25 protein-coding genes are annotated in these 26,663 nt (G+C 71.6%); 18 read left to right on the forward strand and 7 right to left on the reverse strand.

Annotated elements, in window-relative coordinates; translation table 11 throughout:
* Positions 1-136 precede the first annotated feature (136 nt).
* On the reverse strand, positions 137-2,464 hold the full coding sequence (locus BMW88_RS07450) for a helix-turn-helix transcriptional regulator (protein ID WP_089949842.1): 2,328 nt from the start codon (positions 2,462-2,464) through the stop codon (positions 137-139).
* A gap of 2 nt (positions 2,465-2,466) precedes the next feature.
* Positions 2,467-3,681 (reverse strand): Hsp70 family protein, encoded by a 1,215-nt coding sequence (locus tag BMW88_RS07455; RefSeq protein WP_143115999.1) that lies wholly within the window; start codon positions 3,679-3,681, stop codon positions 2,467-2,469.
* A 215-nt stretch (positions 3,682-3,896) separates the two neighbouring features.
* Here BMW88_RS07455 and BMW88_RS07460 point away from each other — a divergent pair, with 215 nt between their 5' ends.
* From BMW88_RS07460 to BMW88_RS44280, 4 genes are all read left to right on the forward strand, one after another.
* Positions 3,897-4,805, forward strand: a complete 909-nt coding sequence (locus BMW88_RS07460) for an IniB N-terminal domain-containing protein (protein ID WP_089949844.1) — start codon at positions 3,897-3,899, stop codon at positions 4,803-4,805.
* A 198-nt stretch (positions 4,806-5,003) separates the two neighbouring features.
* The gene (locus BMW88_RS07465; protein WP_089949845.1) at positions 5,004-6,809 is read left to right on the forward strand and encodes a dynamin family protein; all 1,806 of its coding nucleotides are present in this window, start codon (positions 5,004-5,006) and stop codon (positions 6,807-6,809) included.
* Positions 6,806-8,200, forward strand: coding sequence for a P-loop NTPase family protein (locus BMW88_RS07470; RefSeq protein ID WP_089949846.1), 1,395 nt, complete (start codon positions 6,806-6,808; stop codon positions 8,198-8,200). Before BMW88_RS07465 ends, BMW88_RS07470 begins: the two co-directional genes overlap by 4 nt.
* Positions 8,201-8,214: 14 nt before the next feature.
* Positions 8,215-9,489, forward strand: a complete 1,275-nt coding sequence (locus BMW88_RS44280) for a PhzF family phenazine biosynthesis isomerase (RefSeq protein WP_089949847.1) — start codon at positions 8,215-8,217, stop codon at positions 9,487-9,489.
* Here the strand turns inward: BMW88_RS44280 and BMW88_RS07480 are convergent.
* Positions 9,479-9,910: a nitroreductase family deazaflavin-dependent oxidoreductase gene (locus tag BMW88_RS07480; RefSeq protein ID WP_089949848.1), complete on the reverse strand. Its 432-nt coding sequence runs from the start codon at positions 9,908-9,910 to the stop codon at positions 9,479-9,481. The genes BMW88_RS44280 and BMW88_RS07480 overlap by 11 nt on opposite strands.
* Before the next feature lie 180 nt (positions 9,911-10,090).
* Between BMW88_RS07480 and BMW88_RS07485 the strand changes: the two genes are divergently transcribed.
* Entirely contained in the window at positions 10,091-11,041 is a 951-nt protein-coding gene (locus BMW88_RS07485) for a LysR family transcriptional regulator (RefSeq protein WP_089949849.1), read from the forward strand.
* Between the two features lie 4 nt (positions 11,042-11,045).
* Here BMW88_RS07485 and BMW88_RS07490 read toward each other — a convergent pair whose 3' ends face one another.
* Positions 11,046-11,807, reverse strand: coding sequence for an NmrA family NAD(P)-binding protein (locus tag BMW88_RS07490; protein WP_089949850.1), 762 nt, complete (start codon positions 11,805-11,807; stop codon positions 11,046-11,048).
* A gap of 75 nt (positions 11,808-11,882) precedes the next feature.
* On the opposite strand from BMW88_RS07490, the gene BMW88_RS07495 reads away from it, so the two are divergent.
* The 11 genes from BMW88_RS07495 (at position 11,883) to BMW88_RS07545 (ending at position 20,844) form a co-directional block, all read left to right on the forward strand.
* Positions 11,883-12,230: a winged helix-turn-helix transcriptional regulator gene (locus BMW88_RS07495; RefSeq protein ID WP_281249372.1), complete on the forward strand. Its 348-nt coding sequence runs from the start codon at positions 11,883-11,885 to the stop codon at positions 12,228-12,230.
* Positions 12,231-12,585: 355 nt separating this feature from the next.
* Positions 12,586-13,443, forward strand: a complete 858-nt coding sequence (locus BMW88_RS07500) for a gamma-glutamylcyclotransferase (RefSeq protein ID WP_245777620.1) — start codon at positions 12,586-12,588, stop codon at positions 13,441-13,443.
* 67 nt (positions 13,444-13,510) lie between these two features.
* On the forward strand, positions 13,511-14,098 hold the full coding sequence (locus tag BMW88_RS07505) for a DUF4232 domain-containing protein (protein WP_089949852.1): 588 nt from the start codon (positions 13,511-13,513) through the stop codon (positions 14,096-14,098).
* The gene (locus BMW88_RS07510) at positions 14,099-14,575 is read left to right on the forward strand and encodes an alpha/beta hydrolase (RefSeq protein WP_089949853.1); all 477 of its coding nucleotides are present in this window, start codon (positions 14,099-14,101) and stop codon (positions 14,573-14,575) included.
* A gap of 16 nt (positions 14,576-14,591) precedes the next feature.
* Positions 14,592-15,023, forward strand: a complete 432-nt coding sequence (locus tag BMW88_RS07515; protein WP_143116000.1) for a hypothetical protein — start codon at positions 14,592-14,594, stop codon at positions 15,021-15,023.
* A 239-nt stretch (positions 15,024-15,262) separates the two neighbouring features.
* The gene (locus BMW88_RS07520) at positions 15,263-15,523 is read left to right on the forward strand and encodes a hypothetical protein (RefSeq protein ID WP_030467713.1); all 261 of its coding nucleotides are present in this window, start codon (positions 15,263-15,265) and stop codon (positions 15,521-15,523) included.
* Positions 15,523-15,774, forward strand: coding sequence for a hypothetical protein (locus BMW88_RS07525; RefSeq protein WP_030467714.1), 252 nt, complete (start codon positions 15,523-15,525; stop codon positions 15,772-15,774). Before BMW88_RS07520 ends, BMW88_RS07525 begins: the two co-directional genes overlap by 1 nt.
* A complete protein-coding gene (locus BMW88_RS07530) occupies positions 15,774-18,590 on the forward strand; it encodes an FtsK/SpoIIIE domain-containing protein (RefSeq protein WP_089949855.1) in 2,817 nt (938 codons plus the stop codon). The genes BMW88_RS07525 and BMW88_RS07530 overlap by 1 nt, the downstream gene beginning before the upstream one ends.
* A complete protein-coding gene (locus tag BMW88_RS07535) occupies positions 18,590-19,033 on the forward strand; it encodes a hypothetical protein (protein WP_089949856.1) in 444 nt (147 codons plus the stop codon). Before BMW88_RS07530 ends, BMW88_RS07535 begins: the two co-directional genes overlap by 1 nt.
* Positions 19,034-19,747, forward strand: coding sequence for a GNAT family N-acetyltransferase (locus BMW88_RS07540; RefSeq protein ID WP_089949857.1), 714 nt, complete (start codon positions 19,034-19,036; stop codon positions 19,745-19,747).
* 83 nt (positions 19,748-19,830) lie between these two features.
* On the forward strand, positions 19,831-20,844 hold the full coding sequence (locus BMW88_RS07545) for an NADP-dependent oxidoreductase (RefSeq protein WP_089949858.1): 1,014 nt from the start codon (positions 19,831-19,833) through the stop codon (positions 20,842-20,844).
* Between the two features lie 97 nt (positions 20,845-20,941).
* Here BMW88_RS07545 and BMW88_RS07550 read toward each other — a convergent pair whose 3' ends face one another.
* A complete protein-coding gene (locus BMW88_RS07550; protein ID WP_089949859.1) occupies positions 20,942-22,504 on the reverse strand; it encodes an FAD-binding oxidoreductase in 1,563 nt (520 codons plus the stop codon).
* Here BMW88_RS07550 and BMW88_RS07555 point away from each other — a divergent pair.
* Positions 22,503-23,078, forward strand: coding sequence for a TetR/AcrR family transcriptional regulator (locus BMW88_RS07555; RefSeq protein ID WP_089949860.1), 576 nt, complete (start codon positions 22,503-22,505; stop codon positions 23,076-23,078). The two genes, BMW88_RS07550 and BMW88_RS07555, sit on opposite strands and share 2 nt — an antisense overlap.
* Positions 23,075-24,460, forward strand: a complete 1,386-nt coding sequence (locus BMW88_RS07560) for a glycerol-3-phosphate dehydrogenase/oxidase (RefSeq protein WP_089949861.1) — start codon at positions 23,075-23,077, stop codon at positions 24,458-24,460. The genes BMW88_RS07555 and BMW88_RS07560 overlap by 4 nt, the downstream gene beginning before the upstream one ends.
* Positions 24,461-24,630: 170 nt before the next feature.
* Here the strand turns inward: BMW88_RS07560 and BMW88_RS41700 are convergent, their stop codons facing one another.
* Both BMW88_RS41700 and BMW88_RS07570 read right to left on the reverse strand, forming a co-directional pair.
* Positions 24,631-26,349 carry a WXG100 family type VII secretion target gene (locus BMW88_RS41700; protein ID WP_089949862.1) on the reverse strand — a complete coding sequence of 573 codons (1,719 nt, stop codon included), beginning with the start codon at positions 26,347-26,349 and terminating at the stop codon, positions 24,631-24,633.
* Complete coding sequence (locus BMW88_RS07570; RefSeq protein ID WP_089949863.1) at positions 26,346-26,654, reverse strand: hypothetical protein; 309 nt, start codon at positions 26,652-26,654, stop codon at positions 26,346-26,348. Before BMW88_RS07570 ends, BMW88_RS41700 begins: the two co-directional genes overlap by 4 nt.
* Positions 26,655-26,663 lie beyond the last annotated feature (9 nt).

Raw genomic sequence — 26,663 nt, forward strand, 5'->3', positions numbered from 1 at the left:
GGGGGTATCCGGTTCTCGCAGCGTCACCGGCCCTGCTCGCTCGATCGGAGCAATTTCCTCGTGGAAGAACGCAGGGCGGGGTCACTCTTCTGGAGCACAGCACCGCTCCGCCGCCCGGAGTGGGCGAGCCGGCCGCTCAGGAGGCCGATCCGGTCCCCAGGATGTGCCGCAGCTGAGCCAGCAGGTCCGAGCGGGAGGTGGATCCCAGCCGCTGCCGCATCCGGGCCATGTGGTGCTCGACGGTCTTGGCGGAGATGAACAGCCGGTCCCCCACCTGCTTGTAGGTCATCCCCTCCACGACGAGCTGAGCGACCTCCCGCTCGCGGTCGCTGAGCTTCCCGGCGTCCTCGACCACGACGGCCGCGGCGTCCTCGGGAGCCCGCCGGGCGGAGACCGGCCGGCCCTGCAACAAGCGGGCGCAGTCGAGCAACCGGACCATCGCCTGCCGGTCGGACGTCCGGATGGCCGCCTGCCCGGCCAGCCTCGAGGCGTCCCACCACAGCCCGACGGCGTGCAGGCTGCGGGCGGCCTCCTCGACCCGGTCCGGGTCGACCTTCCCGGCGACGACGTCCAGCCAGCACTCGGCGGCACCGGACATGACGGCGCAGTAGCGGGAGTGCTCCCGGTTCACCGCCAGCGCGGCGGCGTGCTCCTCGGCGGCGGCGGCGTTCTCGTCGATGATCGCCGCGTGCAGCAGGCTCCAGTGCAGCTGCGTGGTCCACAACGGCGGATTTCCCAGCGATTGCAGCAAGGCACGGGCCTGCGCCAGGTGCGGCGCCAGCCGTCCCTGGTCGCGCAACCGGGCGGCCGCCGCCGCGAACTCCCCCAGCGGCAACAGGCTGAACAGGTCCACCGGGTGCCGCAGCACCGCCTCGCAGGCCTGCTCCCAGGTGCGCCGCAACGTCGCCAGGTCGCTGTTGCGCCGCGCCACGCCCACCTCGAGCGCCACCGCGAAGATCCAGTCACGCGGCTCGAAAGCACCGCGAACGGACATCAACGTCTCGCGGGCGACCGTGAGGTTTCCGCGCAGCATGTGCAGCCAGGCCTGCAACAGCCGATGCCGCACCGACATCAGCACGCCACCGGTGCCGGCCTCCACCGCCCGGTCCAGCACCGACTCGGCGACGTTCGGCTCACCGCAGTGCACCGCCACCAGAGCGGCCAGCGCGGCCGGGCTGTCCGGCAGCAACACCGCGCCACGGGCCGGTTCCAGCATCGACGACGCCCTGACCAAAGTGGACAGTGCGGCGGTCTCGGCCCCGGCGACCGACTGCCGGACGCCCTGCAGCATCAACGAGGCGGCGCCTCCGAGCATGGTCGGCGGCTGCGGCGGCGCCTCCTCGAACAGGTGCCCGGTGCCGATCAGGCCGATCCCGGCGAAGGCGGCCGCGTACGGGGTGGCCGCCCAGCGGAACAGCTCGGTGCTGCGGGCCAGCTGACCGCGGTGCGCGAGGGCGACGGCCGCGACCTCGGCCGCGGTGCGGCGGTGCGGGGTGTCGGAGGTGCTGATCACCTTGTCGGCGAGCCGCAGGGCGCCGTCGAGGTCGCCGGCCATCGCCGAGGCCGTCGCCCACTGCGCGGCGGTCTCGGCGGAGGGCGCCCCGCCACCGGTCGAGGCGGCGAACAACCGGGCGGCCAGTCCGGGGTCGGCGGCGAGCGCCTCACGGGCGGCGGCCGCGAAGACCGGCCCGCCGATCCCGGTGTCCAGCAGGGGTCGCACGAGCTCCAGGACGGGACCGCCGCGGTCGAGCTGGAGCTGGGCCAGCTTCTGGCGGACCGCGATCCGGCGCTCGGCGCGGGTCAGCGCGGCCACCGCCCGGTGCGCGAGGGGCAGCAGGGTGCCGTCCTCGGCGAGCATCCCGGTGGCGCGCGCGGCCTCGATGATGTCGCTGACCTCGTCGAAGTCCTTGTCCAGCAACGCCGAGAGCAGGTCCAGGCGCTGGGCGGCGCCGGCTTCGGCAGCCAGCAGGAACTTCTGCAGGTCCGGGTCCAGCCAGTCGAGCTCCGAGCGGAACGCGCCCAGCGCGTCGGCGGAGACCTCGGCCACGGGACCGAGGCGTTCCACCAGGCCGGGCACACCGCCGGTCTGCGCGAACACGAAGTCCACCACGGGCTTCGGCGCGTGCAGGACCTCGCGCACCTGCTCGCGCGACAACGGCGCCAGCGGCACGACCACCGCGCCGCGGGTCAGCTCGGCCAGCACCGCGCGGCGCGGCCACGGGCGGTAGGCCAGCACCAGCAACGGCTCGGACGTGAGCGCGCGCAGGGCGTCGTCGTCCAGCAGGTGCGCGTCGTCGACCACGCGCACGGCCGGGTTGGAGATCTCCGAAAGCAGCGCTGTCTTGCCGTAACCGCCAGGCGCCGCGACAACAACGCGCAGGCTCGTGCCCGCCTCCGCGTCGTTGATCCGGTCGAGGACACCTCGCACGGAGGAGTCCAGCACCAACCTGGCTCGCGTGGTCACGCTCAACGGCCGTCCTCATCATCGTCTCGGGAGTCGGAGCGGGAGCCGGACCGGCGTCCGGCCGGTTTCAGCGCGCTCGCCATGCGCTTCACGCGGCGCGGCGGCAGCTCCAGCGGGGACACGTCCACCGGCGGGCGGGGCGGTGGCGCGGTGAACTCGTCGTCGTCGGGCCTCGGGGCCTCACCGACGGGGAAGCGCAGCGACGCCTCCCGGGTGTGCACCAGAACGGAGGTGTCGATGGGGTCCGGCTCGCTGTCGGGGCCCAGCACGACGAGGCGCGCGGCCACGGCGGCGCCCTTGGCCACCGAGTGCTCGGGGGCGGCCTCGGCCAGCACCCGGCAGTCGACGGACGCCGACAGCGCGTCGCCGATCACGGGCATCCGGCAGCCGCCGCCGACGAGCAGCACGGCGTCGGGCTGCACCGCCCCCACCGCGCGCAGGAACGTGGCGACCAGGTGGTCGACCGACGGCCGGACCTCCTCGACGAACTCGGCGACGCCGATCTCGACGCCGCTGATCACCACGGCCGGGCCGAACGCCCGCTTCGCCGCCTCGCACTCGGCGGCCGACACGCGTCCGTCCTTGCCGAGCCTGCCGCGCACCAGTGCCGCGAGCAGGTCGTCGAAGTCGGCGCCGGTGTGGTGGTCGACGCCCTCGATGTGGTTGACCAGTTCGAACGTCCGGTTCTGCGCGCGCTTGACGACCGACGCGGAGAACGCGTGGCTGCCCAGCGAGAACACCGCCAACGCCGAACCGGGCACCACACGAGCACGCACGGCGTGGTTCTCGGCGGCCGCGAACGGCTCCGGCACGAGGGTCACGTCGTGCACCCCGACCGCCCGCAGCGCCCCGTGGAGCTGGCCGCGGCGATAGGGACCCCACCCGGCCGGGTGACTCACGGCCACGTGACGGGGCTGTTCACCCTCCCGGGCGACCACCTCGCCGATCATCCACATGATCAGCAACGCGGTCAGCTCCTCGGCCGGGCAGGTCTCCGGGCCCAGCGAGAACGGCACCGCGTCACCCACTCGGCGGGCGAACCCGGTGGCTGGCCAGCCCTCGCCGCCGAACTCGCCGACGGTGAACGTCCCGGCCTCCGTGAGCTGCAGGTACGACGGCACGACCAGGGCGATCTCGGCGTCCCTGGTGCCGTCGAGGCGGCACACGGCAGCAGTCGTGCGGGTGGTCCCGACATCGACTCCGAGTACGTACGCCACGTCTTTACCTCACCTGTTCGCAGCAGCGACCAGTACCTACACGGGTGAACGAGGGACGCTCAAGCACTGCCCCTAACCCCCTAGGGGGTCAACGAGCGTCACCCCATCGGGGAACGGGGATTCACTGGGAGTGATCCCCGATGTTCTGGGGAACCCCGCTCTCTTAGCTTTCAGCGAGACACCAACAGCCAGTGCCTCAACAGGAGTTCCCTCAGATGATGCAGTCGCCCAGCACGCTCCACGACTTCGTGCTCAACCTGCTCAGCGACCCGTCCCTCAAGGCCGCGTTCGCCGCCGACGCTCAGGGCACCCTGGAGCAGGCCGGGCTGGCGGACATCACGGCTGTCGACGTTCAGGAAGTCATCCCGCTGGTCATCGACCTGCTCCCGGAGACCCCCGCGGGCCTGCCCGCCCTGGAGGGCGTCTACTTCGACGGAGTCGCGGAGGACGTCCTGGCGGAGGGACCGCTCGGCGCCATCAGCCAGCTGCAGGCCGTCGCGTCTCAGCTGACCTCGTCGGGTCTGTCCCTCGACAACATCGCCACCTCGTCCGCGGGCCTCATCGCCGCCGACGAGAACGGCCTCACCGTGTGGGCGGGCACCAACACCGCCGACACCTACGGCGCCGGCGCCGTCAAGCTCGACGGTGACTTCTCCGTCGTCGGCGACGTGACCTCGGTCCTCGACCAGACCTCGTCCCCGGTCACCGGCACCGTGCTCGACGTGACCGACACCGCGACCGCGACGGTCGACTCCACCCTCGGTGGCGTCACCTCCGCCGTTCCCGGCGCCGACGGCATCCTCGGCCACCTGGACGGCGTGACCGGCCTGACCCACGACGCGCTGGGCGTGCTCGGCGGCAACGACGCGGGCCTCGGTGTCCTCGACGTGACCGGCCTCAACAGCATCTCCCAGGGCAACATCGGCGTGAAGACCGACGACACCCTCGGCCAGGTCCACCACACCGTCTCGGGCGTGGTCGACACCGCCACCGGCGTGACCGGCTCGGCGACCGGCCTGGTCGGCGACGCCGCGGGCGTCGGCAACGTGGTGGGCACCGTCACCGACGTGACCGGCAACGTGCCGGTCGTGGGCGACCTCGACCTGGGCGGCCTGCTCGGCTGAGCCACCTGACGCACTCGCGAACCGGCCCCGTCGCACCGACGGGGCCGGTTCGGCGTCTCTGTGACAAAACGCCCGTCCAGACGTGCATGGTGAGATACGTCACCCTCTCCCCGAACAGCCCGGTCCTGGCCTAAAGGACCAGTTCTCACGTTCGAGACTTTCACCCAGGGGGGTGAACACGGCACTATGAGTCAGGTGATGGCACCGCCCTGGCTCGACGTGCTCGACGAGACGATCGGGGCCTGCGTCACGCACCGGAGGCCCGACCTGGAGGCCCGGCTGCGCGAAAAGCGGGCACAGCAACTCGACCCCAAGTTGCGCGTCCTCGTCGTCGGTGAGTCCAAACAAGGCAAGAGCCAGCTCGTCAACGCGTTGCTCAACGCGCCCGTCTGCGCGGTGGGCGACGACATCACGACGACTGTGCCGACGTTCGTGCAGCACGCCGACACGCCGTCGGCGGCGCTGGTCCGCAACACCTCCGCGCAGGGCTCGATCTACCACGCGCCGACGGAGCGCATCGCGGTCCCGATCGAGCAGGTGACGAAACAGGCCACCGCCCACTCGCAGCACCTGGTGCGCGCGGAGATCGGCATCCCCCGCGCGCTGCTCGACAGCGGCCTGGTCCTGATCGACACGCCGGGTGTCGGCGACACCCGGTCCGCGCACACCGCCAGCACGTTCGCGACGCTGATGCAGGCCGACGCCGTGCTGCTGGTCTCCGACGCCACCGGCGAGCTGACCTCGGCGGAGATGGCCCTGCTCAAGAAGGTCATGCAGGCCTGCCCGAACGTCACGGTGGTCGTGACGAAGATCGACCTCGTGCCGGGCTGGCGCACCGTCGTGGAACGCAACCGGGCGCTGCTCGCCCGCGCCGGCGTCGCGGCGAAGCTCATCCCGGTGTCGTCGGCGCTGCGCCTGCGCGCCGCGAAGACCGGCGACCAGCGGCTCAACGCCGAGTCCGGTTTCCCCGAGCTGCTGGCCTGCGTGCAACGCGACATCGTCGCCTCCGCCGACCTGCTGGCCCGCCGCGCCGTCGCCGTCGTCGCGTCGAGCGCCCTTACCCAGCTCGTCACGCCGTTGCGCGAGGAGCTGACGGCCCACGACTCGTCGCACACCGCGGCCACGATCTCGACGCTGCAGGAGGCGCAACGGCGCGTCGACGAGCTTCGCCGCCGGTCCGCGCGCTGGCAGAACGTGCTCAACGACGAGATGGCCGACCTGATCTCCGACGTCGAGTACGACCTGCGCGACCGGACCCGCAAGATCCTGCGCGAGGTCGACAAGACCTACGACGAGGCCGACCCGGCGATCGGCTGGGACAGGTTCGAGCAGTGGCTCGAGGACAACCTCAACGAGGCCGCCACGACGAACTTCGCCTGGCTGATGGAACGCGCGGAGTGGGTGGCCGCGAAGGTCGCGAAGAACTTCCCGGTCTACCGCGAGGACCTGATCCCCGGCTCGGTGCTGCCCGACGACCTGCTGGAGCCCGTGAGCAGGCTGGAGAAGCCGAAGATCGAGCCGTTCTCGGTGTCGCAGAAGCTCTTCACCGGTCTGCGCGGCTCCTACGGCGGCGTGCTGATGTTCGGCCTGGTGACCTCGCTGGCCGGCATGCCGCTGATCAACGTGATCTCGCTCGGCGCCGGCGCGCTGTTCGGCGGCAAGTCGATCCTGGACGAGAGCGACCAGCGGCTCAAGCGCCGCCAGGCCGCCGCGAAGGCCGCCGCGCAACGGCACGTCGACGACTTCTTCATCAAGTTCTCCAAGGACGTCCGCGACTCGGGGCGGCACATCCAGCGCTCGCTGCGCAACCACTTCAGCACGCTGGCCGAGGAGCTGCAGGAGACGTTGCTCGAGTCGGCCCGCAGCGCCAAGCGCGCGGTGCAGGACGACCAGACCGAGCGCGAGCGCCGGATGCGGGAGGGCCGCAAGGAGCTGGATCGGCTCCTCACGCTCTACAAGCGGGTGCAGGCGCTCGCCGGTCCCACGATGGAGCTCTCCGCGTGACCCTGGACCGCGTCGTCTGGTCGATGCTGCAGGAGGCGCTGGCGGTCTACCGGGACAGCCCGCGCGCCACGGCCTGGTTGCGCGCGCACGCCGAGCGCTACACCGAGCCCGTGCGGATCGCGGTGGCGGGCCGCGGCCGGATCGGCAAGTCCACCGTGGTCAACGCCCTGATCGGCGACGAGTTCACGCCGCAGGGCTCGTTCGTCTGGTACCGCGGCGGGACCGAGCCGCGCGCCCACGTGTTCACCGGCCCCGGCCGCCCGCACGAGGTGCCGATCGGCAGGCGCGGCAGCCGCAACCACGTCGAGACCGGTCAGATCGACCGCGCCGACCGGGTCGTGGTCGAGTGGCCCGCGCGGACGCTGCGCGACGTCGTGCTGATCGACACACCGTCCGAGGCCTCGCCGGAGCAGGTGCTGGGCGACGCGGACGCGTTGCTGTACCTGATGCGGCACGTGCAGGACGACGACCTGAAGTTCCTGCAGGCCGCCAACGACCACCCGATCGCGCGCACCGCCGCGGTGCACACGGTCGCGGTGCTGGCCCGCGCCGACGAGATCGGCGCCGGGCGGATCGACGCGTTGTCGTCGGCCAAGCAGATCGCCCGCCGCTACCGGCGCGACGTCGCGGTGCAACCGCTGTGCCAGAACGTGGTCTCGGTCGCCGGGCTGCTGGCCATGGCCGCGCGGACGTTGCGCGCGGACGAGTTCCAGGCGTTGCGGGTCCTCGCCTCCCTCGGCCGCGAGGAGCTGGAGGACCACCTGCTGTCCGCGGACCGGTTCGTCGGCGAGCAGTTCCCGCTGGCGATGGAACCGGCCGTGCGGCAGGCGTTGCTGGAGCGGTTCGGGATCTTCGGCGTCCGCCTGGTCACCGCGTTGATCCGGCAGGGCTTCGACTCGCAGGTGAAGCTCACCGGCCAGCTCGTGCAGCGCAGCGGCCTGGGCGAGCTGCGGGACTCGATCGCGGTGCACTTCACCGAGCGCCGCGAGGTCCTCAAGGCGCGCTCGGCGTTGCTGGCGCTGGACGTGGTGCTGCGGATGGAGCCGCGGCCGGGCGCCCGCAAGCTGGTGACCGACCTGGAACGGGTCGTCGCCTCCGCCCACGACTTCCGCGAGCTGCGGCTCGTCGCCGCCCTGCAGGCGGGCCGCACCAAGCTGCCGGCCGAGCTGCAGGCCGAGGCGCTGCGGCTCGTCGGCGCCGAGGGCACGTCCCCGCCGGCACGGCTCGGTTTCGAGTACGAGCCCGACGCGGGCGAGCTGCGCGAGGCGTTGCTGGACGCGCTGGTGCGGTGGCAGGCGCAGGCCGCGGACGTGCACGCGCCGAACGACCACCGCCGGGCGGCGCAGGTCGTGGTCCGGACGTGCGAAGGGCTGCTCCCCCACTTCTCCTGAGGCACGATTGGGCCATGCAACTCGTGCACTGGCAGGACGAGCACTTCGAGCACCTGCTGCGCTGGTCGGCGGACCCTCGGGTGACCGAGTACGTCGGTGACGGCAGGACGTGGTCGCCGGAGTACGCGAAGCAGCGGCACGAGACGGCGTTGCGGCTGCACGAGGAGTTCGGCTACGGCTGGTTCGCCGCCGTCGAGGACGGCGAGGTCGTCGGCCTGGGCTCGATGGCGCACCGCGGCGAGGACGGCATCGAGATCGGCTGGTGGGTCGACCCGGCGCACTGGGGCCGGGGGCTCGCCACCCGGATCGCCGCCGGGCTGCGGGACCGGGCGCTCGCCCGCGGTGCCAGGGTCGTCGCCGGCCACCACGACGGCAACGGCGCGTCCGGCCGCGTGATGGAGAAGATCGGCATGGCGTTCGTGGAGAGCTTCCACGCGGCCGGAAGACTTCAGCACAAGTGGGCGTTGGAACGCGACATGACCACCGAGGTGCTGCGCTACAGCGCGTTCACGACGGATCCGGCCGGCGGCAACCCGGCCGGTGTCGTGCTCGACGCGACGGACCTGACCGACGACGCGATGCTCGCCATCGCCGCCGAGGTCGGTTACTCGGAGACGGCGTTCGTGCGGCCACGGCCGGGAACGCGTGAGTTCGACGTCCGGTACTTCAGCCCCAAGGCCGAGGTGCCGTTCTGCGGGCACGCCACCATCGCCACGTCCGTCGCGCTGGCCGAGCGGATCGGCGACGGCCCGCTGACGTTCCACACGCCGGCCGGGGAGATCACCATCGAGACCGCCGCCGGCACGGCGTCGCTGACCAGCGTGCCGACCAGCACCGCGGAGGCGGACCCGGAGCTGGTCGGGGCCGCGCTGAAAGCCTTGCGGTACGCGGAGATCGGTGACGGCCCGGTGCACGTCGGCTTCGGCGGCGCGCGCCACCTGCTCATCCCGGTGAAGGACCGCGAGCAGCTCCGCGAGCTCGACTACGACTTCGACGCGCTGCGCGACCTGATGCTGGCGCACGACCTCACGACCGTGCACCTGTACTGGCGCGAGTCGGCGGACCTCGTGCACGCCCGCGACCCGTTCCCCGTCGGCGGCGTGGTGGAGGACGCGGCGACGGGCGCTGCCGCCGCCGCGTTCGGTGGTTTCCTGCGCGACCTGGAAGGACCGCAGCGGTTCGTCATCAGCCAGGGCGAGGACATGGGCAGGCCGTCACGGCTGGAGGTCGACGCCACGCGGGAGGACCGGCGCGTCACCGTGACCGGTGCCGCGGTCGTCATCCCTTGACGCGCTCCAGCACCACGACGGGGATCTCGCGGTCGGTCTTGCTCTGGTACTCGTCGTAGTCGGGCCAGACCTCGGTCATCAGCTTCCACAGCCGGTCCCGCTCGACGGGGCCGGCCGTGCGGGCGTGCGCCTGGAACTTGTCCGCGGCGACCTGCACGTGGACGACGGGGTCCTCGGTGAGGTTGAGGTACCACGACGGGTGCGCCGGCTTGCCGCCCTGCGACGCCACGACCACGTAGCCGTCGCCGTCGGGCTGGTAGATGAGCGCGGTGCGCCGCAGCTCGCCGCTCTTGCGGCCCTTGGTGGTCAGCAGCAACGTGTGGACACCGGGCCGCCACTCGTGGCCCTCGGCGCCGTCGGTCTCGACGTACTTCCGGATGTGCTCGTTGACCCAGCTCGTGGGAGAGTCGATCACCGCCATGGGTTCGACGCTACTGCCGTGGAGCGCAGGGTGCACGACAGCAGCGCCGAACCGAAGGGTGCGCACCCTCCCGCACCGGACCCTGGCGCTGCCGCGGGTGCCGGGCCGGATGATCGACGGGACCCACTATGCCCCGATCGAAGGGTGGTGGCGCATTCAGAAGGGGGATACAAGGTTTTTATGCCCGAGTTGGAACTCCGCCACCTCCGCGCGGTGCGCGCGATCGCCGAGGACGGCAGCGTGACCAGGGCCGCGACGCGGCTCGGACTGACCCAACCGGCGCTCTCCGCCCAGCTTCGCACGGTCGAGAGGCTGGTCGGCGGACAGCTCTTCGACCGGACGCACAACGGTTGCGTCCCCACGGACCTGGGCCGCCGCGTGCTGGGCACGGCGCGGCTCGTGCTCGACGAGATGGCGCAGCTGATGAGCACCACCAAGGAGACGGACCGGGGCGGGCCGTTGTTCTTCGGCTGCATCCCGATCCTGTACTTCGCGGCGCTCGTGGAGAACCTGCGCGAGCTCAACGCCGACGTGCGCGCGGAGGTGCGGCCGTCGTCGGCCGAGGTGGTGGAGATGCTCGAGTCGGGGCAGGTCCACGTGGCGCTGTTCGAGTTCTTCGACGGCATGCCCGCGCGCGACCTGGCTGGCATCGAGCTGCGCAAGCTCGTGACCGAACCGGCGTTCGTCGCGCTGCCGGAGACCGACCCGCTGGCGGAGCAGGACGAGGTAGACCTGGCCCAGCTCGCGGACCGCGACTGGGTGACGCCGCCGAAGCAGAACATCGGCAGCCGCACGCAGATGTTCCAGGCCTGCGCGGACGCCGGGTTCGTGCCGCGGCTCAAGCACCACACCGGCGAGGCGAGCATGGCGCGCGGGCTGGTGGCGGGCGGCTGCGTGTCGTTCGCCGCGGCGCCGTCGCGCACCGGCGAGGGCATCGTGATCAGGCGGCTGCGCGGGATGCCGCTGATGACGGACATCTTCGTGGCGACCCGGCGGGACTCGCCGGTGGCGGGGCGGGCGCACGAGGTGTTCGCGTGCGCCGCCGACGCCTACCGGTCGGTGCTGGACCGCAACCCGGAGTACCGCAAGTGGTGGGACGCGCACCCGGAGGCGCATCCCGAGTTCACCTAGCCGCTCACCCGACGACGATCGGGCGCGACGGGCGGCCGATCAGCTTCTCCAGGTCCGGGCGAACCTCGGCGAAGACGCCCTCGCGGATCGCCTTGAAGAAGTCGACGAAGATGGCGGGCACGCCGGCCGCGAGCAGGTCGTCGTCGCTGACGTCGCGGAACCTGTCGCCGGCGAGCTCCGGGAACGACCAGGTGGTCGAGCCGGTGAGCTCGTAGACCTGGTTCTCGTGGCCCTCGGTGGTCAGCGCGACCGCGGCGGCGAGGGCGAAGTCGTCACGGGCGGCGCTCGCCACGCGGCCGTCCTTGGTGGAGACCGCCACGGTCTCGCCGGACAGCACGCCCAGGTAGTTCTCGTGGTACATGCCGTTGCGCAGGAACGTGAACGGGATGCCGGTGGCGCGGATGGCCTCCTCGGTGGCCTTGTGCACCACCGCCACGCCGACCGTCGAGGTGTCCGCGTCGGTGATGCTCGTGTAGAGGATGTGGCCCACGCCGTGTTCGACGGCCTTGGCGACGGCGTTGGTGTGCTGCTTGATACGGGTGTCCGCGTCGGGCGCCTCGGCGGACACGATCAGCAGCTTGTCGGCGCCGCGGAAGTCCAGCGTGCCGGGCTGGTCGAAGTCGCCCTGCCGGACCTCGACACCGTCGAGGTCGAACTTCTCCGGGTCGCGCACGGAGACGATGACCTGCTCGTCCGTGCGGTCGAGGACGTAGCGGACCACTGCGCCGCCGAGCTGGCCGGTTGCTCCGGTGATGAGGATCGTCATGGCGGCGACGCTACGGTTAGCGCTAACCTGTGGAAAGTACCCACTTCAGAGTGGGGTACTTACTCGGAGGTGAGCGTGCAGGTCACAATGTGCCCGGAGCGGGCGATCATGGAGCACATCACCAGCAAGTGGGGCGTGCTGGTGCTCCAGGTGCTGTCCGACGGCGGGTCGTGGCGGTTCAGCGCACTGCGGCGCGAGCTGGAAGACGTCGTCAGCGAGAAGATGCTCACCCAGACGTTGCGCACCCTGGAGCGCGACGGCTTCGTGCACCGCGAGGTCCACCCGGTCATCCCGCCGCACGTCGAGTACGCGCTGACGCCCCTCGGCAAGGGCGCCGCGAGCCACCTCGTGGCGCTCGCGCACTGGATCGAGGCGAACCAGCCCGAGGTCAGCCAGGCGCAGCGACGCTATGACAACTCCTGAAGCTGACCGGAGTGTCGTCGGCAAGACATCGGGCTGATCACTCGAATGCGCAGTGAAGGTTCTCACTGTTTCCCCAGAATCCCAGGTAAGACATCGGATGGGTCACGATTGAGGGGCGCCATCCGGCCCCTCTCCCTGGCACAATGGACCAATGGCCCAACCGTTCACCGACGAAAGCCATCCGGCGGAGCCCTATCCGGGTACTCGTCCAGACCACTGTTTCGTCCACGTCGACGAAACGGGCTGGCCAGTGCGACCGGATCTCACGATGGAGTCGGGATGGCGAGTCGAGCCGGAGAACGTCGATCTGGACCAATGGCTCGCAAACCACGGTGAACCCCCGCTGGCAGCCCGGATGCCGGTGCTCGGCTACGGCTCCAACGCCAACCCCAGCAAGCTCACCTGGCTCCGCGAGGAGCTCGGTCTCGAAGGCCCCGCCGTCGTGCTGCGCGCACGGTGCGAGGGCCTTTCCGCTGTCTGGGCCGCCGGCTTGCGCATGCGCGACGGCCAACGCCCGGCGACGCTGGCGGCAGCGCCCGGCATCGTCGAGGAGCACTCCATCTGGTTCGCCACGCCGGAGCAGCTGCGCGTGCTGGACCGGTGTGAAGGCCGCGGGCTGCGTTATCGGCTCGTACGCCTGCACACGGGCCGCGTAGTGCTCTACAACGGCGGCGTCATCGACAGCGTGCTCGCCTACACGGCGGGCTCCAAGAAGCGGATGCCAGTGCTCTTCAACGGCCGCATGGTCCGTTGCGCGGACGTCTCGCAGCGAGGCGCCCGCGTGCTGGGCGAGCGGCCCGCGCCGACCGACGGGCTGGACGTGACCGAGGTCCACGGTGTGCCGTCCGCCGACGCCTGGCCCGAGCTGCTGTTCGTCTACGGCACCCTCCAGCCCGGCGCGAGCGCCTGGCACCTGATGGAGCCGCACGTCGTCTCCTCGGAGGAGACCCACCTGCCCGGCACGTTGTTCGACACCGGCCAGGGCTACCCCGCGCTGCGGCCCGGCCCCGGCCTCGGCGTGCCCGGTGTCGTGCTGCGCCTGCGCTCCCCCGAGGACGCGCTGCCGCTGCTCGACGAGTACGAGGGCGAGGACTACCGCCGCGTGCGCGTCGTCCTGCCGGACGGCCGGATCGCCTGGACCTACCTCTGGACCGCGGCGGTCCACGGCATGACGGAGCTTCCCGACGGCTGGAACATCCACCAGATCCGGTGAATTTCCGTCAGGCCGTGTTGGCTACTTGGGGAATCGGGCACCTCTTCCGGTAACAGGAGGTGCACCCATGACTCGACGGTTGATCGCTTGCGGACTGCTGGTGCTCGCTTCCGTAACGGCGTGTGGCACGGGAACCCCGGACATGGCGGCACAGACGCTGCCGACGTCGGAACCCACGCCGTCTTCGAGCGCCGCGTCCGCTTCCCCGCAGGCCGAACCCGGTGCGGCCGCGGCTGCGGCGAAGCGCTGCGACTCGTCCTCGCTGAAGGGGGAGATCGCTCCCACGGACGCCGGCGCGGGCAACAGGTACGGCAAGTTCGTCGTCACGAACTCCGGCACGACGCCGTGCACGTTGAACGGCTACAGCGGCTTCCAGTTGCAGAACGCGTCCGGCGCGGTGCCGACCAAGCTCGAGCGCAAGGCCGAGCCGGGGCCCACCACCCTGACGCTCGCGCCGGGCGGGAAGGCGTCGGCGAACCTGCACTGGGGCGTCGTGCCCGCGGACAACGAGCCGGTGGAGGGCCCGTGCCAGCCGGAGCCGTCGAAGGCCGAGGCCATCCCACCCAACGAGACGGTGCCGCTGACGGTGCCGTGGAAGCTCGGACCGGTGTGTTCCGGTGGCCGGATCGAGATCAGTGCGTTCTACGCTTCCTGAATGGACGTACCGGGATGGCTCGCCGTGCTGCCGCACGGCGAGCACATCGCCTCTTCCCTGCGCACCGCCGCTGTGCCGGTCGTGGTGAGCGAGGACATCGAGGCCGCGGTCGGCGCGGCGGAGCTGCCGGTCGTCCTGATCGGACACCGCACCGGCGCGCCCGCGGCGGTCCGCTACGCCCAGACGCGTTCCGGGCTGGCCGCGCTGGTCCTGGTGTCACCGGTGCTCGGCATGTGGGACGGCGCGTCCGACGAGCTGGCCGACCTGATGGACGAGGTCAGCTTCGGGCCGGCGCTGGGCGACCTGCCGACGTTGTGGCTGCACGGCTCGGACGACGAGATCGTGCCGATCTCGGACACGCGGGCGGGCACCGACCGGATTCGCGGGTCCGCGTTCGAGGAGCACGTCGCCGACGGGTTGCTGACCGACGCGGAAGCTGTCACTCGGGTGCTGGAGTTCGTCCGGCGGGTCGTCTGACACCATTTCGCCTGTCATGGATGAAGACGACCTCGTGCTGCTCATCACCGTGGTGGTGGAGGCGGCCGACGAGCACCAGGCGCGCGGCTCGTGCGACGCGCTCATCAGCCGCACGGGCGCCCGGATCGTGGACGCCCGCGACTGCTCCGACGAGGAGCCCGGCTGCTGGGCCGTCGTGCTGACCCGCCCGAGCGCCGAGAAGGCCACCCACAACGTCTCGGCGGCGCTGGCGCGGGCCGTCCGCACCTTCGTGCGCGGCCTGGCCGACGGCTTCCCGACCCCCAGGGTGGCGTGCGAGCCGCCGACGGCCTGGACGGTGCTGGACGAGCCCGAGCTCATCACCGGGCTCGTGCCGGGAGCCGAACGCGTGCTGGTCGAGGCGTGGGCAGGAGATGACCCTTTCGGGGCAGGCACTCCGCGTGACAACGCCCCTGGGAGGCCGTCCTGATTCACCCGGCCGGTCGGCACCGCGGCACAACGGGCTGTAGGGGTGCTCGTGACCATTACCGCACGCGAGGTCAAGGGGCCAGCACCTCGCCTAACTGATCATTAAAGCAAGGCCCGTTCGAGTGGATTCAGGCATCCACCCGGTTAGCCGATCTTCGTTCTGAACTGCGAAAATCTGGGCACAATCTCTACTGAGGGTGGTCGTGAGACGCCCTGTTCCGGGAGGGTTCGGGAGCCGACATGGCGAGCATCGAAGAAGTCCGTGCCGCAATTGCCCAGGCGATCGACAAGGCCAGTCAGAGCCAGTCGGCCCTCCAACAGGCGGCTGAGCTCGCCGAGGACGCGCAGCAACTGCTGACATCGGTCACCCAGGGTTCCGTGCAGGCGGACGTCGAGACGACGAACGCACAGTTCGCCCAGGTCGTGTCGGGCGTGAGCGAGCTGCAGAACTACCTCGGCGCGGGCATTTCCGGGGCCGAGGGCATCAACAGCAGGCTTTGATGGCATCCATCGCCGAGGTTCGTGCCGCGCTCGAGCAGGCGAGCGAGATCCTGCGCGAGTCGTACCGCAGCGTGCGTTCCGCGCAGGAAGGCCTCGACGAGGCGGTCGCGATCCTCGCCGAGTCGAGCGAGAACCACCACGAGTCGCTTCTTCCACCGGAGTTCGTGCGCGCCAAGGAAAGATTCCCGGATCAGCTGGAACTGATGGTGGGAACCCTCGAGCGGATCCAACGACTCACCGTGGAGCTGTGATGAGCAGGCGGGACGATCGGCGGCGGAGGATCGAGGAAGCCTTCGCGGAGTTCCAGCGCGCCGTCTCGGCCGCGCTGGGCTCCGTGGCGCGCGAGCACCGGGCGCTCGCGGTCGAGCACGCGAAGGACATGTTCGAGTTCACCGTGCGCGGCATGGGCGTCGACAAGGCGTTGCAGGACGTCGCGCTCGCCGGGGTGACGCGGTTCCTGACGGTCGACGAGAAGCGCACGCGCAACCCCCGGCAGGCGCCGCTCTCGATGCCCGAGTTCGCCGAGCGGCTCGCCCAGATCAGGCACGACTGGCAGCAGTCGTACCACGAGTGGACGACGTCGGGGCCGGACCAGGTGACCGCTCTGGTCAACTCGGTCGCCGCCGGCCCGGCCTCGTGGCCGCACGAGTCGTGGCTCGGCCAGCCCGGGACGCACGACGGCAGCGAGGGCGTGCCGGAGCTGTGGCGGATCGGCACCGGCGTGGTGACGTCCGCGCCGGAGCACCAGCCGTTCCCCGTCGCGGTGCCGCTGCTCGACCAGGCGCACCTGCACATCGCGTCCACCCCGGACAGCCGCCAGATCGCGGACACGCTGGTGGAGAGCCTGTTGCTGCGGGTGCTGTCGCACTTCCAGCCGGGTCTCGTGCACGTGCACGTGTGGGACATCGGCCAGCTCACCGGGTCGTTGCCGGGCCTGTACCCGCTGACCCGCGCGAACCTGCTGACGGTGCACGACCCGGCCCGCCTGCACGAGCTGCTGGACGAGCTGTCCGAGCACATCCGCCAGATCCACACCAAGGTTCTGGTCGACGGCCACCTGACCGTGCGCTCGGTCAGCGGTGAGGGCAGGCGCACCGAGCCGTGGCGGATCGCCGTGCTGTTCGGCAACCGCAAGGCGTTGAAGGAAGAACACCAGCAGCAGCTGCAACGCGTGGCCCGCAACGGTTTGGCGTGCGGCGTGCAGCTGTTCATCGTGGACATCCCCATCACGGTCAACTCGCCGGTCGAGACCGTCTCGTTGCGCGGTGACGGCACCGCGATGTGCACGATGACCGGCAAGGACGTGCGGGTCACGCTCGACCCGCCTCTGCCGCGCACGCTCGTGCCACGCGCTTGTGCCGCCATCGCGGAGAAGCGCGAGGAACGGCGGACGCGGATGGCCAAGTTCGGGGACCTGCTGCCCGAACGGCTGTGGACGGAGAACTCGGCGGCCGGGGTCATCGCGCCGGTGGGGTTCGACGACGGCGAGCAGGTCTGCGTGCAGCTCGGCGACACCTCGCCGCACGCGTTGATCGGCGGCCCCTCCGGTTCCGGCAAGACGAACTTCCTCTACGCGATGCTCGGCTCGCTGTGCGCGCGGTACTCGCCGGACGAGCTGGAGCTGTACCTGCTCGACTTCAAGGAAGGCGTGTCGTTCGCGCAGTTCGCGCCGGGCCGCAAGGACCCGTCGTGGCTGCCGCACGCGCGCCTGGTCGGCGTGAACGTCAACACCGACCGCGAGTTCGGCGTGGCGCTGCTGCGGTTCCTGGCCGACGAGATGCGCCGGCGCGCGGACGCGGCCAAGCAGCACGAGGTCACCAAGCTCGAACACCTGCGGGCGGAGGACCCCGGCGGCCGCTGGCCGCGGATCGTCGCCGTGATCGACGAGTTCCAGTACCTGTTCGGCGAACGCGACCAGGTGACCGCCGCCGCGACGCAGCTCCTGGAGGACGTGGCGCGCCGCGGTCGTTCGCAGGGCATCCACCTGGTGCTGTCGTCGCAGGACGTCTCGGGCATCGAGGGCTTCTGGGGCAAGTCGGCGATCTTCGAGCAGTTCACCGTGCGGATCGCGCTGCCCAAGGCCCGCCGCGTGCTGGCCGAGCCGCAGAACGACGCCGCCGTGGAGCTGCCGCGCTGGCACGCGGTGATCAACCACGAGTCGGGGGTCAAGCCGGGCAACGAGATCTGCCGCATCCCGGACTCGACGTCCAAGGGCACCATGGACTTCCTGCAGGCCCAGTTGTGGCAGCGCGAACGCGGCCGGGCGCCCGGCCTGTTCGACGGCAGCAAGATCCCGCTGCTCGACGCCCTGCCGGACTTCTCCGACCTCCAGCCGGGCGACTCGTCGCCCACCGTGCTCCTCGGCCAGGTCATCGACGTCGCGGGCAGCGCGGCCCGCGTGCGGTTCGCCCGCACCCCCGGCCGCAACATCGCGGTGGTCGGCTCCGTGGTCCAGGACGCGGCGGCGGTGCTCGCCGGAGCGGCCGCGTCACTGGGCAGGCAGCACGAGCCGCACGAGGCGTCGTTCACGCTCGCCTCCCTGGTCGACGAGGCCATGCCGTCGGCGCTGCACCTGGCGAAACGCCTGCGGGCGGACGGCCACGACGCCGAGGTGATCGGCATCAACCGCATCCGCGAGGTGCTGGACCGCACGGCGGCCCAGCTCCAGCAGATCGGCACCGGCCAGGCCGACGCGCCGCTGGCACCGCACTACCTGGTGCTCTACGGCGTGGACGCCGCGCAGACGTTGCTGGAGCAGAAGGACCCGGCGACGCGGGCGTCCGGTGTGGACAGCCTGCGGACCGTGCTCAAGCACGGCCCGGAGAACCGCACGCACGTGCTGGGCTGGTGGCGCGGCGTGCAGAGGCTGAAGGCGAGCCTCCCGCCCGGCGTCTACGACGACATCGGCGCCTGGGTGGCGTTCGACGTGCAGGGCAAGGAACTGCTCTCGCTCGGGCCGGAGCAGGTGATGGCGTGGTCGCCGAGGCCGCGCCGCGGCCTGTTCTTCGACAGGTTCGAGCACTCGCGACCGCAAGTGATCATCCCGTTCGACACAGGAGAAGCGTGATGAACCCGATGATGACGACCACGTTCGAACCGGTCCCGGCGCAGCGCACGAGCGAGGAGGTGATCGGGGTGCCCGCCTTGTCCGCCGTGGAGCGCTACAAGGAGATCATCGCCATCGCCACGGACGCGGCAGCCCGTCAGCGCAAGCTGGACGAGGTCCGGTGCGCGGAGCTGGCCGAGCGGATCGCGGCGACCCAGCAGCAGATCGCCGAGGTGAGCGACCGCGAGCGGGTGGTGCGGATGGGCGCCGCCCTGCACTGGGAGGCCGCCGTCGAACAGCTCTGGAACGAGCGCTGGCTGCAGATGGTCACCTTCCCGCTGCCGGACGAGTCGGTCCCGCCCCGTCCCCAGGGCGAGTACAACCAGGCGATGGACCGCGCCTACCAGGCGCTGGAGGACTCGCTCGCGAAGCGGACCCTGTTGCGCCGCAAGCAGAAGGACTGAGTGCGCCGCTTACGCACCACGGCCGCCGTGCTGGAGGCCAGTGACGACTCCCTCGTCCGCTGGGCAGCCCAGGCATTGTCGTCCGGCGGTGCCGCATGGGAGCACAACGGCGCCGTGGCCGTGCACGCCCCGCACCTGGCCAGGCGCCGCCGCCTGGTCCTGGCCGGCCCGGCGGAGGGCGTGGCCTCGCTGCTGGCCGCGCACGGCCGAGGCGTGGAGCTGCGGCCGCTGATGGAACGCCCGCTGGCACTGGAGGTCGCCGAGGTGATGCCCTCGCCGTGGGTGGAGGACACGCCGTTCGGCTGGATGGACCGCTCGGGCACCCTGGACCGCCCCGCCGAGGCCTGCTGGCTGGCGTCTCCGGACGACGTGGAAACCCTGCTGCGCGTCGCGAACCCGGCCTCGTGGGCCTGGCCGGGCGAAGAGGGCGTCCGCCGCTGGGCCGGCGTCCACGTGGACAGCACCCTGGTGGCCACCGCCGCCGAAGCCTGGTCCTCCGCGGACGTCGGATTCATCATGGGCGTGGCCGTCCACCCCTCGCACACGGGCAAGGGCCTGGGCCGGCGCGTGTGCCAGTTCGTCGCCTCGAACCTGCTCTCCCGCTACGGCACCTGCGCCCTGTTCGTGGACGAGGACAACGCTCCGGCCATCGCCCTGTACCGCGGGCTCGGCTTCACGTACCGCGACGTCACCACCCTTCTCCCTGCGGGTTAGCTCACACTGCGGAACAGTCGTCTCCGGCAGGCGGTTGAAACGGATAGCTAATCCGCAAGATCCCGAATGGAGATGGTCCGACCATGACCGACACCGCACTCGAGGTCCGGCTCGCGTCCCGCCCGCAGGGCTGGCCGACCGACGACAACTTCGAGATCGCCGAGGTGGGCGTACCGGCCCCGGCCGAGGGCCAGGTCCTGGTGCGCAACGTGCTCATGAGCGTGGACCCGTACATGCGCAACCGCATGAACGACGTGAAGTCCTACATCGCCCCGTTCCAGGTGGGCGCCCCGCTGGACGGCGGCGCGGTCGGCGAGGTCGTCTCCGTCGGCGAGGGTGTCGAAGGCTTCGCGCCGGGCGACCACGTCCTGCACGGCCTGGGCTGGCGCGAGTACGCCGTGGTGCCCGCCGAGCGCGCGGTGCGGGTCGACCCCTCGGCGGCGCCCCTCTCCGCCTACCTGGGCGTCCTCGGCATGACGGGCCTGACCGCCTACGCGGGCCTGCTGGCCACCGCGGAGTTCAAGGAGGGCGACGCCGTCTTCGTCTCGGGCGCGGCCGGAGCCGTGGGCCAGGTCGTGGGCCAGATCGCCCGCCTGAAGGGCGCCTCCCGGGTGATCGGCTCGGCCGGGTCCGCGGACAAGGTGAAGTACCTCACCGAGGAACTGGGCTTCGACGCCGCCTTCAACTACAAGGACGGCCCCGTCGCCGAGCAGCTCGCCAAGGCCGCCCCCGACGGCATCGACGTCTACTTCGACAACGTCGGCGGCGAACACCTGGAAGCCGCGATCTCCTCGCTGAACACGCACGGCCGGGTCACGATCTGCGGCGCCATCGCCCAGTACAACGAGACCGAGCCGCCCACGGCCCCGCGCAACCTGGCGCAGCTCATCGGCAAGCGCCTGACCCTGCGCGGCATGCTCGTGCAGGACCACAGGGCACTGCGACCCCGGTTCATCGAGGAGGTCGCGGCCTGGATCGCCTCGGGAGAGCTGAAGTACTCGGAGACCATCGTCGAGGGCGGCATCCGCCAGGCCCCCGGTGCCTTCCTGGGAGTGCTGAAGGGCGACAACAAGGGCAAGATGCTCGTCAAGCTCTGACGCGAGCGCGAAGGCGAGCCCTGACGGGGCACAGCTCCGTCAGGGCTCGGAACGCGGCTCCGGCGGCGGACCGACCACCCGATCGGGAACGCCGGCCTCAGACCAGCTTGCCGGGGTTCAGGATCCCGGTCGGGTCGAGCCGGGCCTTCACCGCGCGCAGCACGTCCACCCCGATCGTCCCGATCTCCCCCTCCAGCCACGGCAGGTGATCGCGCCCCACGGCGTGGTGGTGCGTGATCGTGCCGAGCCGGGAGATCGCGCCGGAGGCGGCGACCTTGGCCCGCTCCCACTGCCCGACCGGGTCCGCGAGGTCCCGGGGCACCAGCACCGTGAAGTACAACGAAGCCCCGGTCTCGTAGGCGTGCGAGATGTGGCACATCACGACCGGGGATCCCAGCTCCGCCACCAGCGCCGCCCGGACGGCATCGCGCATCTGAGACACCCCGGACCACCGGGTGGCGGTCTCCAGCGTCTCCACGCACACCCCGGCGTCCAGCAGGGCATCCCGTTGCCGCGGCCCGTTGAACCGCCCGTGCAGCCAGGAAGCCCCCATCGCCCGCCCGAGCCGGACGACCTTCTTGCCGCTCAACGAGCTCATGGTGGCGGACCGCGACCGGCACTCCCACCCGAGGATCACCAGGCAGGGCTGCCGGACACCCCGCAACCGCAGGTACTTCCGCACCACGTCGGCCCGTGGCCCCGCCAACGCCAGGGCGACCTCGGTCTCGTCCACATCGGACAGCCGGGTCACGTCGGCCAGCGCCCCGTCCTGGGCGAGGGTCCGCACGAGCTCGACCCCGGCCTCCCACCCGTCGACGACGAAACCCTCGTACCGCGACCCGTACGGCTTGGGCCGGACCCGCACGGACACCTCGGTGATGACCCCGAACAGCCCTTCGCTGCCGAGCACGAGCTGCTTCAGGTCGGGCCCGGCGGCGGACGCGGGCGCGGCCCCCACCACCCACTCCCCCACCGGGGTGGCGACGCGGACCGACTCGACCAGGTCCTCGAACCGGCCGTACCCGGATGAGGCCTGACCGGCGGAACGCGTGGCGGCGAACCCGCCGATGGTGGCCCGCTCGAACGACTGCGGCACGTGCCCGAGCGTGAACCCGTGCTCCCCCAGCAACCGCTCGGCCTCGGGCCCGGTCAGCCCGGCCTGCAGCACCGCGACCCGCGACACGGGGTCGAGCGACACCAGGGCCTCCAGGCCCGCCAGGTCCAGGGCCACCACCGCGGACTTCGACCCGCGAAGGGCCTCGACACCGCCCACGACGGACGTGCCGCCGCCGAACGGCACCACGGCGATGTCGTGCTCGACGCACACCTGGAGGACCTCGACGACCTCGGCCGGAGACGCGGGCAGCACGACGGCGTCGGGCACGGCGAGCGAGCCGTGCCCGCGGTGCCGCAGCAAGTCCAGGTAGGACAGTCCACCGGCCCGGCCCAGCCGGTCGGAGGGTTCCACCGACACCGCGCACACCGCCTCCAGGGCGGTGAACGCGTCAGCGGACAACGCCGGGGCGGGCGCCTCGACGGGCACCTCGGGGAGCGGCTCCCCCAGCCCGACCCGCCGGCTGAGCCACGCCAGCGCGTGCGGCGGCAGCGGTGTGGTTTCGGTGGTCCATCTCGCCCTGGTCACTGCTACAGTGTTACACATGACGTCTCAACGTCACACCCAGGAAGCGCTGCTCGACGCGACCCGTGAGTGTGTTCTCGAGGTCGGGGTGCGCCGCACGACGCTCACCGACGTGGCGAAACGCGCCGGGGTGAGCCGCATGACGCTCTACCGGCGCTACCCCGACGTCGACCACCTCGTGCGGGCGCTGATGACGCGCGAGTTCGCCGCGCTGCTCGAGCAGGTCGAGCGGGCCTACGGGCAGGGCAACGCCCGCGAGCAACTGGTCAAGCGAGCCGTCGACGCCATCCGGCTGCTGTCGGCCAACCCGCTCATGCAACGGGTCCTGCAGCTCGACGCCGACCTGATGCTGCCCTACCTCACCGACCGCCTCGGCAGCACGCAGCGGCTGGTCGAGCAGTTCCTCGTGGGGCAGATCGAGGCCGGGCACCTCGACGGGTCCATCCGGTTCGGCGACGCCAAGACGCAGGCGCGCGTGGTGCTGCTGAGCACGCAGTCGATGGTCCTCTCCACGAGGCCCGCCACTTCCGGGCTCGACTTCGGCTCGTTGCTCGACGAGCTCGCCAAGCAGCTGGACGGAGCGCTCAAGCCGTGAACACCTCCCTGAACGCCGGCAGGCGCCAGCACGACCTCGAAGCAGCGCAACGGGAAGTCGCCGACGTGCTCGTCGTCGGCGGCGGGGTCACCGGCACGGGCGTCGCGCTCGACGCCGCGTCGCGCGGCCTCAGGACCGTGCTGCTGGAGGCGCACGACCTGGCGTTCGGGACGTCGCGGTGGTCCAGCAAGCTCGTCCACGGCGGCCTGCGCTACCTCGCCAAGGGCGACGTGAAGCTCGCGCACGAGAGCGCGGTCGAGCGCGGCGTCCTGATGACCAGGACGGCGCCGCACCTCACCCGCACGCTGCCGATGCTCTTCCCCCTGCACGCCGGCGCGAACCACTTCGTGATGGCCGGGCTCAAGGCGGGCAACGCCCTGCGCATCGCCGCCGGCACGTCCGCCCACGTGCTGCCGCGGCCGCGCCGGGTGCCAGGGCACGAGGCGCTGGCGCTGGTGCCCGGCCTGGACCCCGTGAACCTCACCGGCGGGCTGCTCAGCTACGACGGCCAGCTCGTCGACGACGCCCGGCTGGTCGTGGCGCTCGCCCGCACCGCGGCCGGGTTCGGCGCCCGCGTCATCACGCGCGCGAAAGTCGTGGCACTGCAAGGTGATGGCGCCGAGGCGCGGGACACCCTCACCGGCACCGCGTTCACCATCAGGGCCAGGGCGGTGATCAACGCGACGGGCGTGTGGGCCGGCACCCTGGCGCCGGTCGCGCTCACGCCGTCCCGCGGCTCGCACCTGGTCGTGGACGCGGGAGCCGTCGGTCTCACCTCGACGGCGCTGACGATCCCGGTTCCCGGCGAGCGCAACCGCTACGCGTTCCTGCTGCCCCAGGCGGGCGGCCGCGCGTACCTCGGGCTCACCGACGAGCCGGTCGACGAGATCCCGGACGTGCCCGCCGTTCCGGAGTCCGATGTGGACTTCCTGCTGGCGACCGCGTCCGGCGTCCTGCGGCGGAACCTCACCAGGGACGACGTGATCGGCAGCTACGCGGGCCTGCGCCCACTGCTGCGGGCCGAGGGCACGACGGCCGACCTGTCCCGCCACCACGCCGTGCTGAAGGCGCCCAACGGCGTCATCACGATCGTCGGCGGCAAGCTCACGACGTACCGAAAGATGGCGGCGGACGCGGTCAACGCGACGAACTTGACGCAACTCCCCTGCCGCACCAAGGACATCCGCCTGGTCGACGACCGGCCCGCACCGACGACGCCCATCGCGCCGGGGGTGACGGAAGCCGACGTCGTCCACGCGATCAGGCACGAGGGCGCGCTGGACGCCGACGACGTGCTCGACCGGCGCACCCGCATCGGCCTGGTGCCGCGGGACCGGGAGAAGGCCGCCCCGGAGATCGCGAAGCTCCTGGCCGCGGTGTGAGAAACGGGGCGCCCCGTGAGGGACGCCCCGTTCTCGGCGCAAGAACACCGGTGCAAGGACTCCAGCGCGGGAACTCCAGTGCGGGAACCCCGGTGCAGGAACCTCAGCGCGGGAACCCCGGTGCAGGAACCTCAGCGCGGGAACCTCAGCGCAGGAACCTCAGCGAGGGGTCACTCGCCGATGACCGGCTTCGCGGCCTTGGGCGGGTCGACGAGGGCCTCGCCCTCGATCCGCACCTTCCGCTTGTGCTCGCCGCCGCCCTGCTGGCCGCCCGCGGCGGGGGCCATCGGCATGCCGCCCATCATCCCGCCGGCCATGCCGCCACCCGGACCGCGCGGCGCACCACCGGCGGGAGCGGCGGCAGCGGCGCCGGCCGCGGCGCCGGGGTTCATGACACCGGCCGCGCCACCGAACTGCGTCGCCGCGGTGCCACCGGCACCACCGCCACCGGCAGGACCACCGAGGCCGGCTGGCATGCCGCCGCCACCGCCACCGCCCATGCCCTTCGGGATGCCACCCCCGGCACCACCACCGCCAGCGCCACCGCCACCGCCGGCGCCGCCACCCGCGGACGCGGCGGACGCGCTGTGCTCGGGGGTCGTCGCCGGGCGGTACCAGTCGGTGTTCGTCGTGGGCGTCGGAGTGGTGCCGATCGTCGGCGGCTTGGTCACGCTGCCGCCGGCCGCCGTCGTCGTGTCCGGCTCCCAGTGGCCGGGCACCCAGCGACCGGGACCCGTTCCGGTGCCGGAACCCGAGCCGGAGCCGACGCCGGGCGGGGTGCGGATCGGGCTGACCTGGCCGCCGGAGCCCGAACCGGCGCCGCCACCGGGCGGACGGCCGCCGTGGCTCACGCCGGGCGGCGGGTAGATGGGCCGGACCGGGGCTCCCGCGCCCCCGCCGGGTCCCTGGCCGGGGGAGCCCTGCCAGCCGCCCGCGTCGCCGCCCTGCCAGCCGGGCCGGACGTTGCCCAGGCCGTCGCCCGCGGTGTTGCGGCCGGAGCCGCTGCCGCTGACCCCGCTCGTGAACGTGCCGCCCGCGCCGGCCGCGGCCCGGTCCTGCTCGGCGCGGCTCAGGCCGTCGAAGCCGCCCGCGGTCGGCCGGCTGATGCCGCCGCCACCACCGGCGCCCCCGTGCGCCATCGAGGAGATCGCGTCGATGACCTGCTCCGCGACCTTGGCGATCTGCGAGACCTGCTTGATCAGGTTCATCAGCTTCTGCACGGAGCCGACGAGCTTCTGCAGGAAGTCGGCCAGCTTCTTCGCGTAGTTCACCGCGGTGGTCACGATGTCCGCGATCGCACCGGCGATGGCCGCGCCGAAGGTGAGGAACGAGGCCGCCAGCCACTGGATGATCTTCATGACCATGTCGGAGACGGCCTGGCTGATCATGTCCATGATCATCTTGCGGACCGTGCCGACGAGCTGGCCCGCGCCCTCGACCGCTCCGGCGATGCCCTCGACCGACCTGGCGAGCGTCTCGAGGCCGCCCGCGTGCTTCTTGGCCGCGGCGCGGTAGCCGTCGGCCGCCCTGCCCTGCCACTCGCGGGTCTGCGTGACGCAGATCTTCTGGTACTCGGTCGCGATGCCGTGCACCTGCTTGCCCGCGGACCGGAAGGACTCGGCCATCCTGGAGATGGACTCGGGGCTGCCGAGCAGGACGTCGAACGGCTCGCGCAGGAAGTCGACGTGCTGGATGGCCCAGCTGAACCCGGCGGAGAGGAAGCCGCTCAGCGGGTTCGCGGCCATGCCGACGATGCCCATGGCCGTGTTCGCGATGCCGAGGCCCGCGTTGACCCAGTCACCGCGCTCGATGGCGGAGTAGGTGGTGGAGATGCTGGTGATCAGCTGCTGGGGGTCGGTGCCCTTGGCCTGCGACGCGGGGGCGTTCATCCACGGCCTCCCTGGAAGCCGAACATGGTGTCGAGGTCGACCTGCTCGTACTGCTCGATGGTCTCCTTGAGCCCGTAGGCCATGTCCATCAGCGAGTTGGCGGCCTTGCCGAGCCCGTCCTGCGACAGGCCCGCCTGCTGGAGGACGTTCTGGGCCAGGAAACCGAGGAAGACGCCGAACGCCTCCGTGGTGAGCGCGCCCGGATCGCACGTCTCGGTGGCCTTGCGCATCCGTTCCATGAGCCGGTCCACGTTCGCGGCGTGGGATCTCAGCTCGTCGAGATCGATGTTGAAGTGCTGCTGCATCGCCTACCC

The sequence above is a fragment of the Lentzea xinjiangensis genome (assembly GCF_900110955.1).
In the GTDB taxonomy this organism is placed as follows: domain Bacteria; phylum Actinomycetota; class Actinomycetes; order Mycobacteriales; family Pseudonocardiaceae; genus Lentzea; species Lentzea xinjiangensis.

Coding starts and splice junctions, on each gene's coding strand:
- BMW88_RS07460 (WP_089949844.1), top strand. CDS start 3,897: ATGATGCAGTCGCCCAGCACGCTCCACGACTTCGTGCTCAACCTGCTC.
- BMW88_RS07465 (WP_089949845.1), top strand. CDS start 5,004: ATGGCACCGCCCTGGCTCGACGTGCTCGACGAGACGATCGGGGCCTGC.
- BMW88_RS44280 (WP_089949847.1), top strand. CDS start 8,215: ATGCAACTCGTGCACTGGCAGGACGAGCACTTCGAGCACCTGCTGCGC.
- BMW88_RS07480 (WP_089949848.1), bottom strand. CDS start 9,910: ATGGCGGTGATCGACTCTCCCACGAGCTGGGTCAACGAGCACATCCGG.
- BMW88_RS07485 (WP_089949849.1), top strand. CDS start 10,091: ATGCCCGAGTTGGAACTCCGCCACCTCCGCGCGGTGCGCGCGATCGCC.
- BMW88_RS07490 (WP_089949850.1), bottom strand. CDS start 11,807: ATGACGATCCTCATCACCGGAGCAACCGGCCAGCTCGGCGGCGCAGTG.
- BMW88_RS07500 (WP_245777620.1), top strand. CDS start 12,586: ATGCCGGTGCTCGGCTACGGCTCCAACGCCAACCCCAGCAAGCTCACC.
- BMW88_RS07505 (WP_089949852.1), top strand. CDS start 13,511: ATGACTCGACGGTTGATCGCTTGCGGACTGCTGGTGCTCGCTTCCGTA.
- BMW88_RS07510 (WP_089949853.1), top strand. CDS start 14,099: ATGGACGTACCGGGATGGCTCGCCGTGCTGCCGCACGGCGAGCACATC.
- BMW88_RS07515 (WP_143116000.1), top strand. CDS start 14,592: ATGGATGAAGACGACCTCGTGCTGCTCATCACCGTGGTGGTGGAGGCG.
- BMW88_RS07520 (WP_030467713.1), top strand. CDS start 15,263: ATGGCGAGCATCGAAGAAGTCCGTGCCGCAATTGCCCAGGCGATCGAC.
- BMW88_RS07525 (WP_030467714.1), top strand. CDS start 15,523: ATGGCATCCATCGCCGAGGTTCGTGCCGCGCTCGAGCAGGCGAGCGAG.
- BMW88_RS07530 (WP_089949855.1), top strand. CDS start 15,774: ATGAGCAGGCGGGACGATCGGCGGCGGAGGATCGAGGAAGCCTTCGCG.
- BMW88_RS07535 (WP_089949856.1), top strand. CDS start 18,590: ATGAACCCGATGATGACGACCACGTTCGAACCGGTCCCGGCGCAGCGC.
- BMW88_RS07545 (WP_089949858.1), top strand. CDS start 19,831: ATGACCGACACCGCACTCGAGGTCCGGCTCGCGTCCCGCCCGCAGGGC.
- BMW88_RS07555 (WP_089949860.1), top strand. CDS start 22,503: ATGACGTCTCAACGTCACACCCAGGAAGCGCTGCTCGACGCGACCCGT.
- BMW88_RS07550 (WP_089949859.1), bottom strand. CDS start 22,504: ATGTGTAACACTGTAGCAGTGACCAGGGCGAGATGGACCACCGAAACC.
- BMW88_RS41700 (WP_089949862.1), bottom strand. CDS start 26,349: ATGAACGCCCCCGCGTCGCAGGCCAAGGGCACCGACCCCCAGCAGCTG.
- BMW88_RS07570 (WP_089949863.1), bottom strand. CDS start 26,654: ATGCAGCAGCACTTCAACATCGATCTCGACGAGCTGAGATCCCACGCC.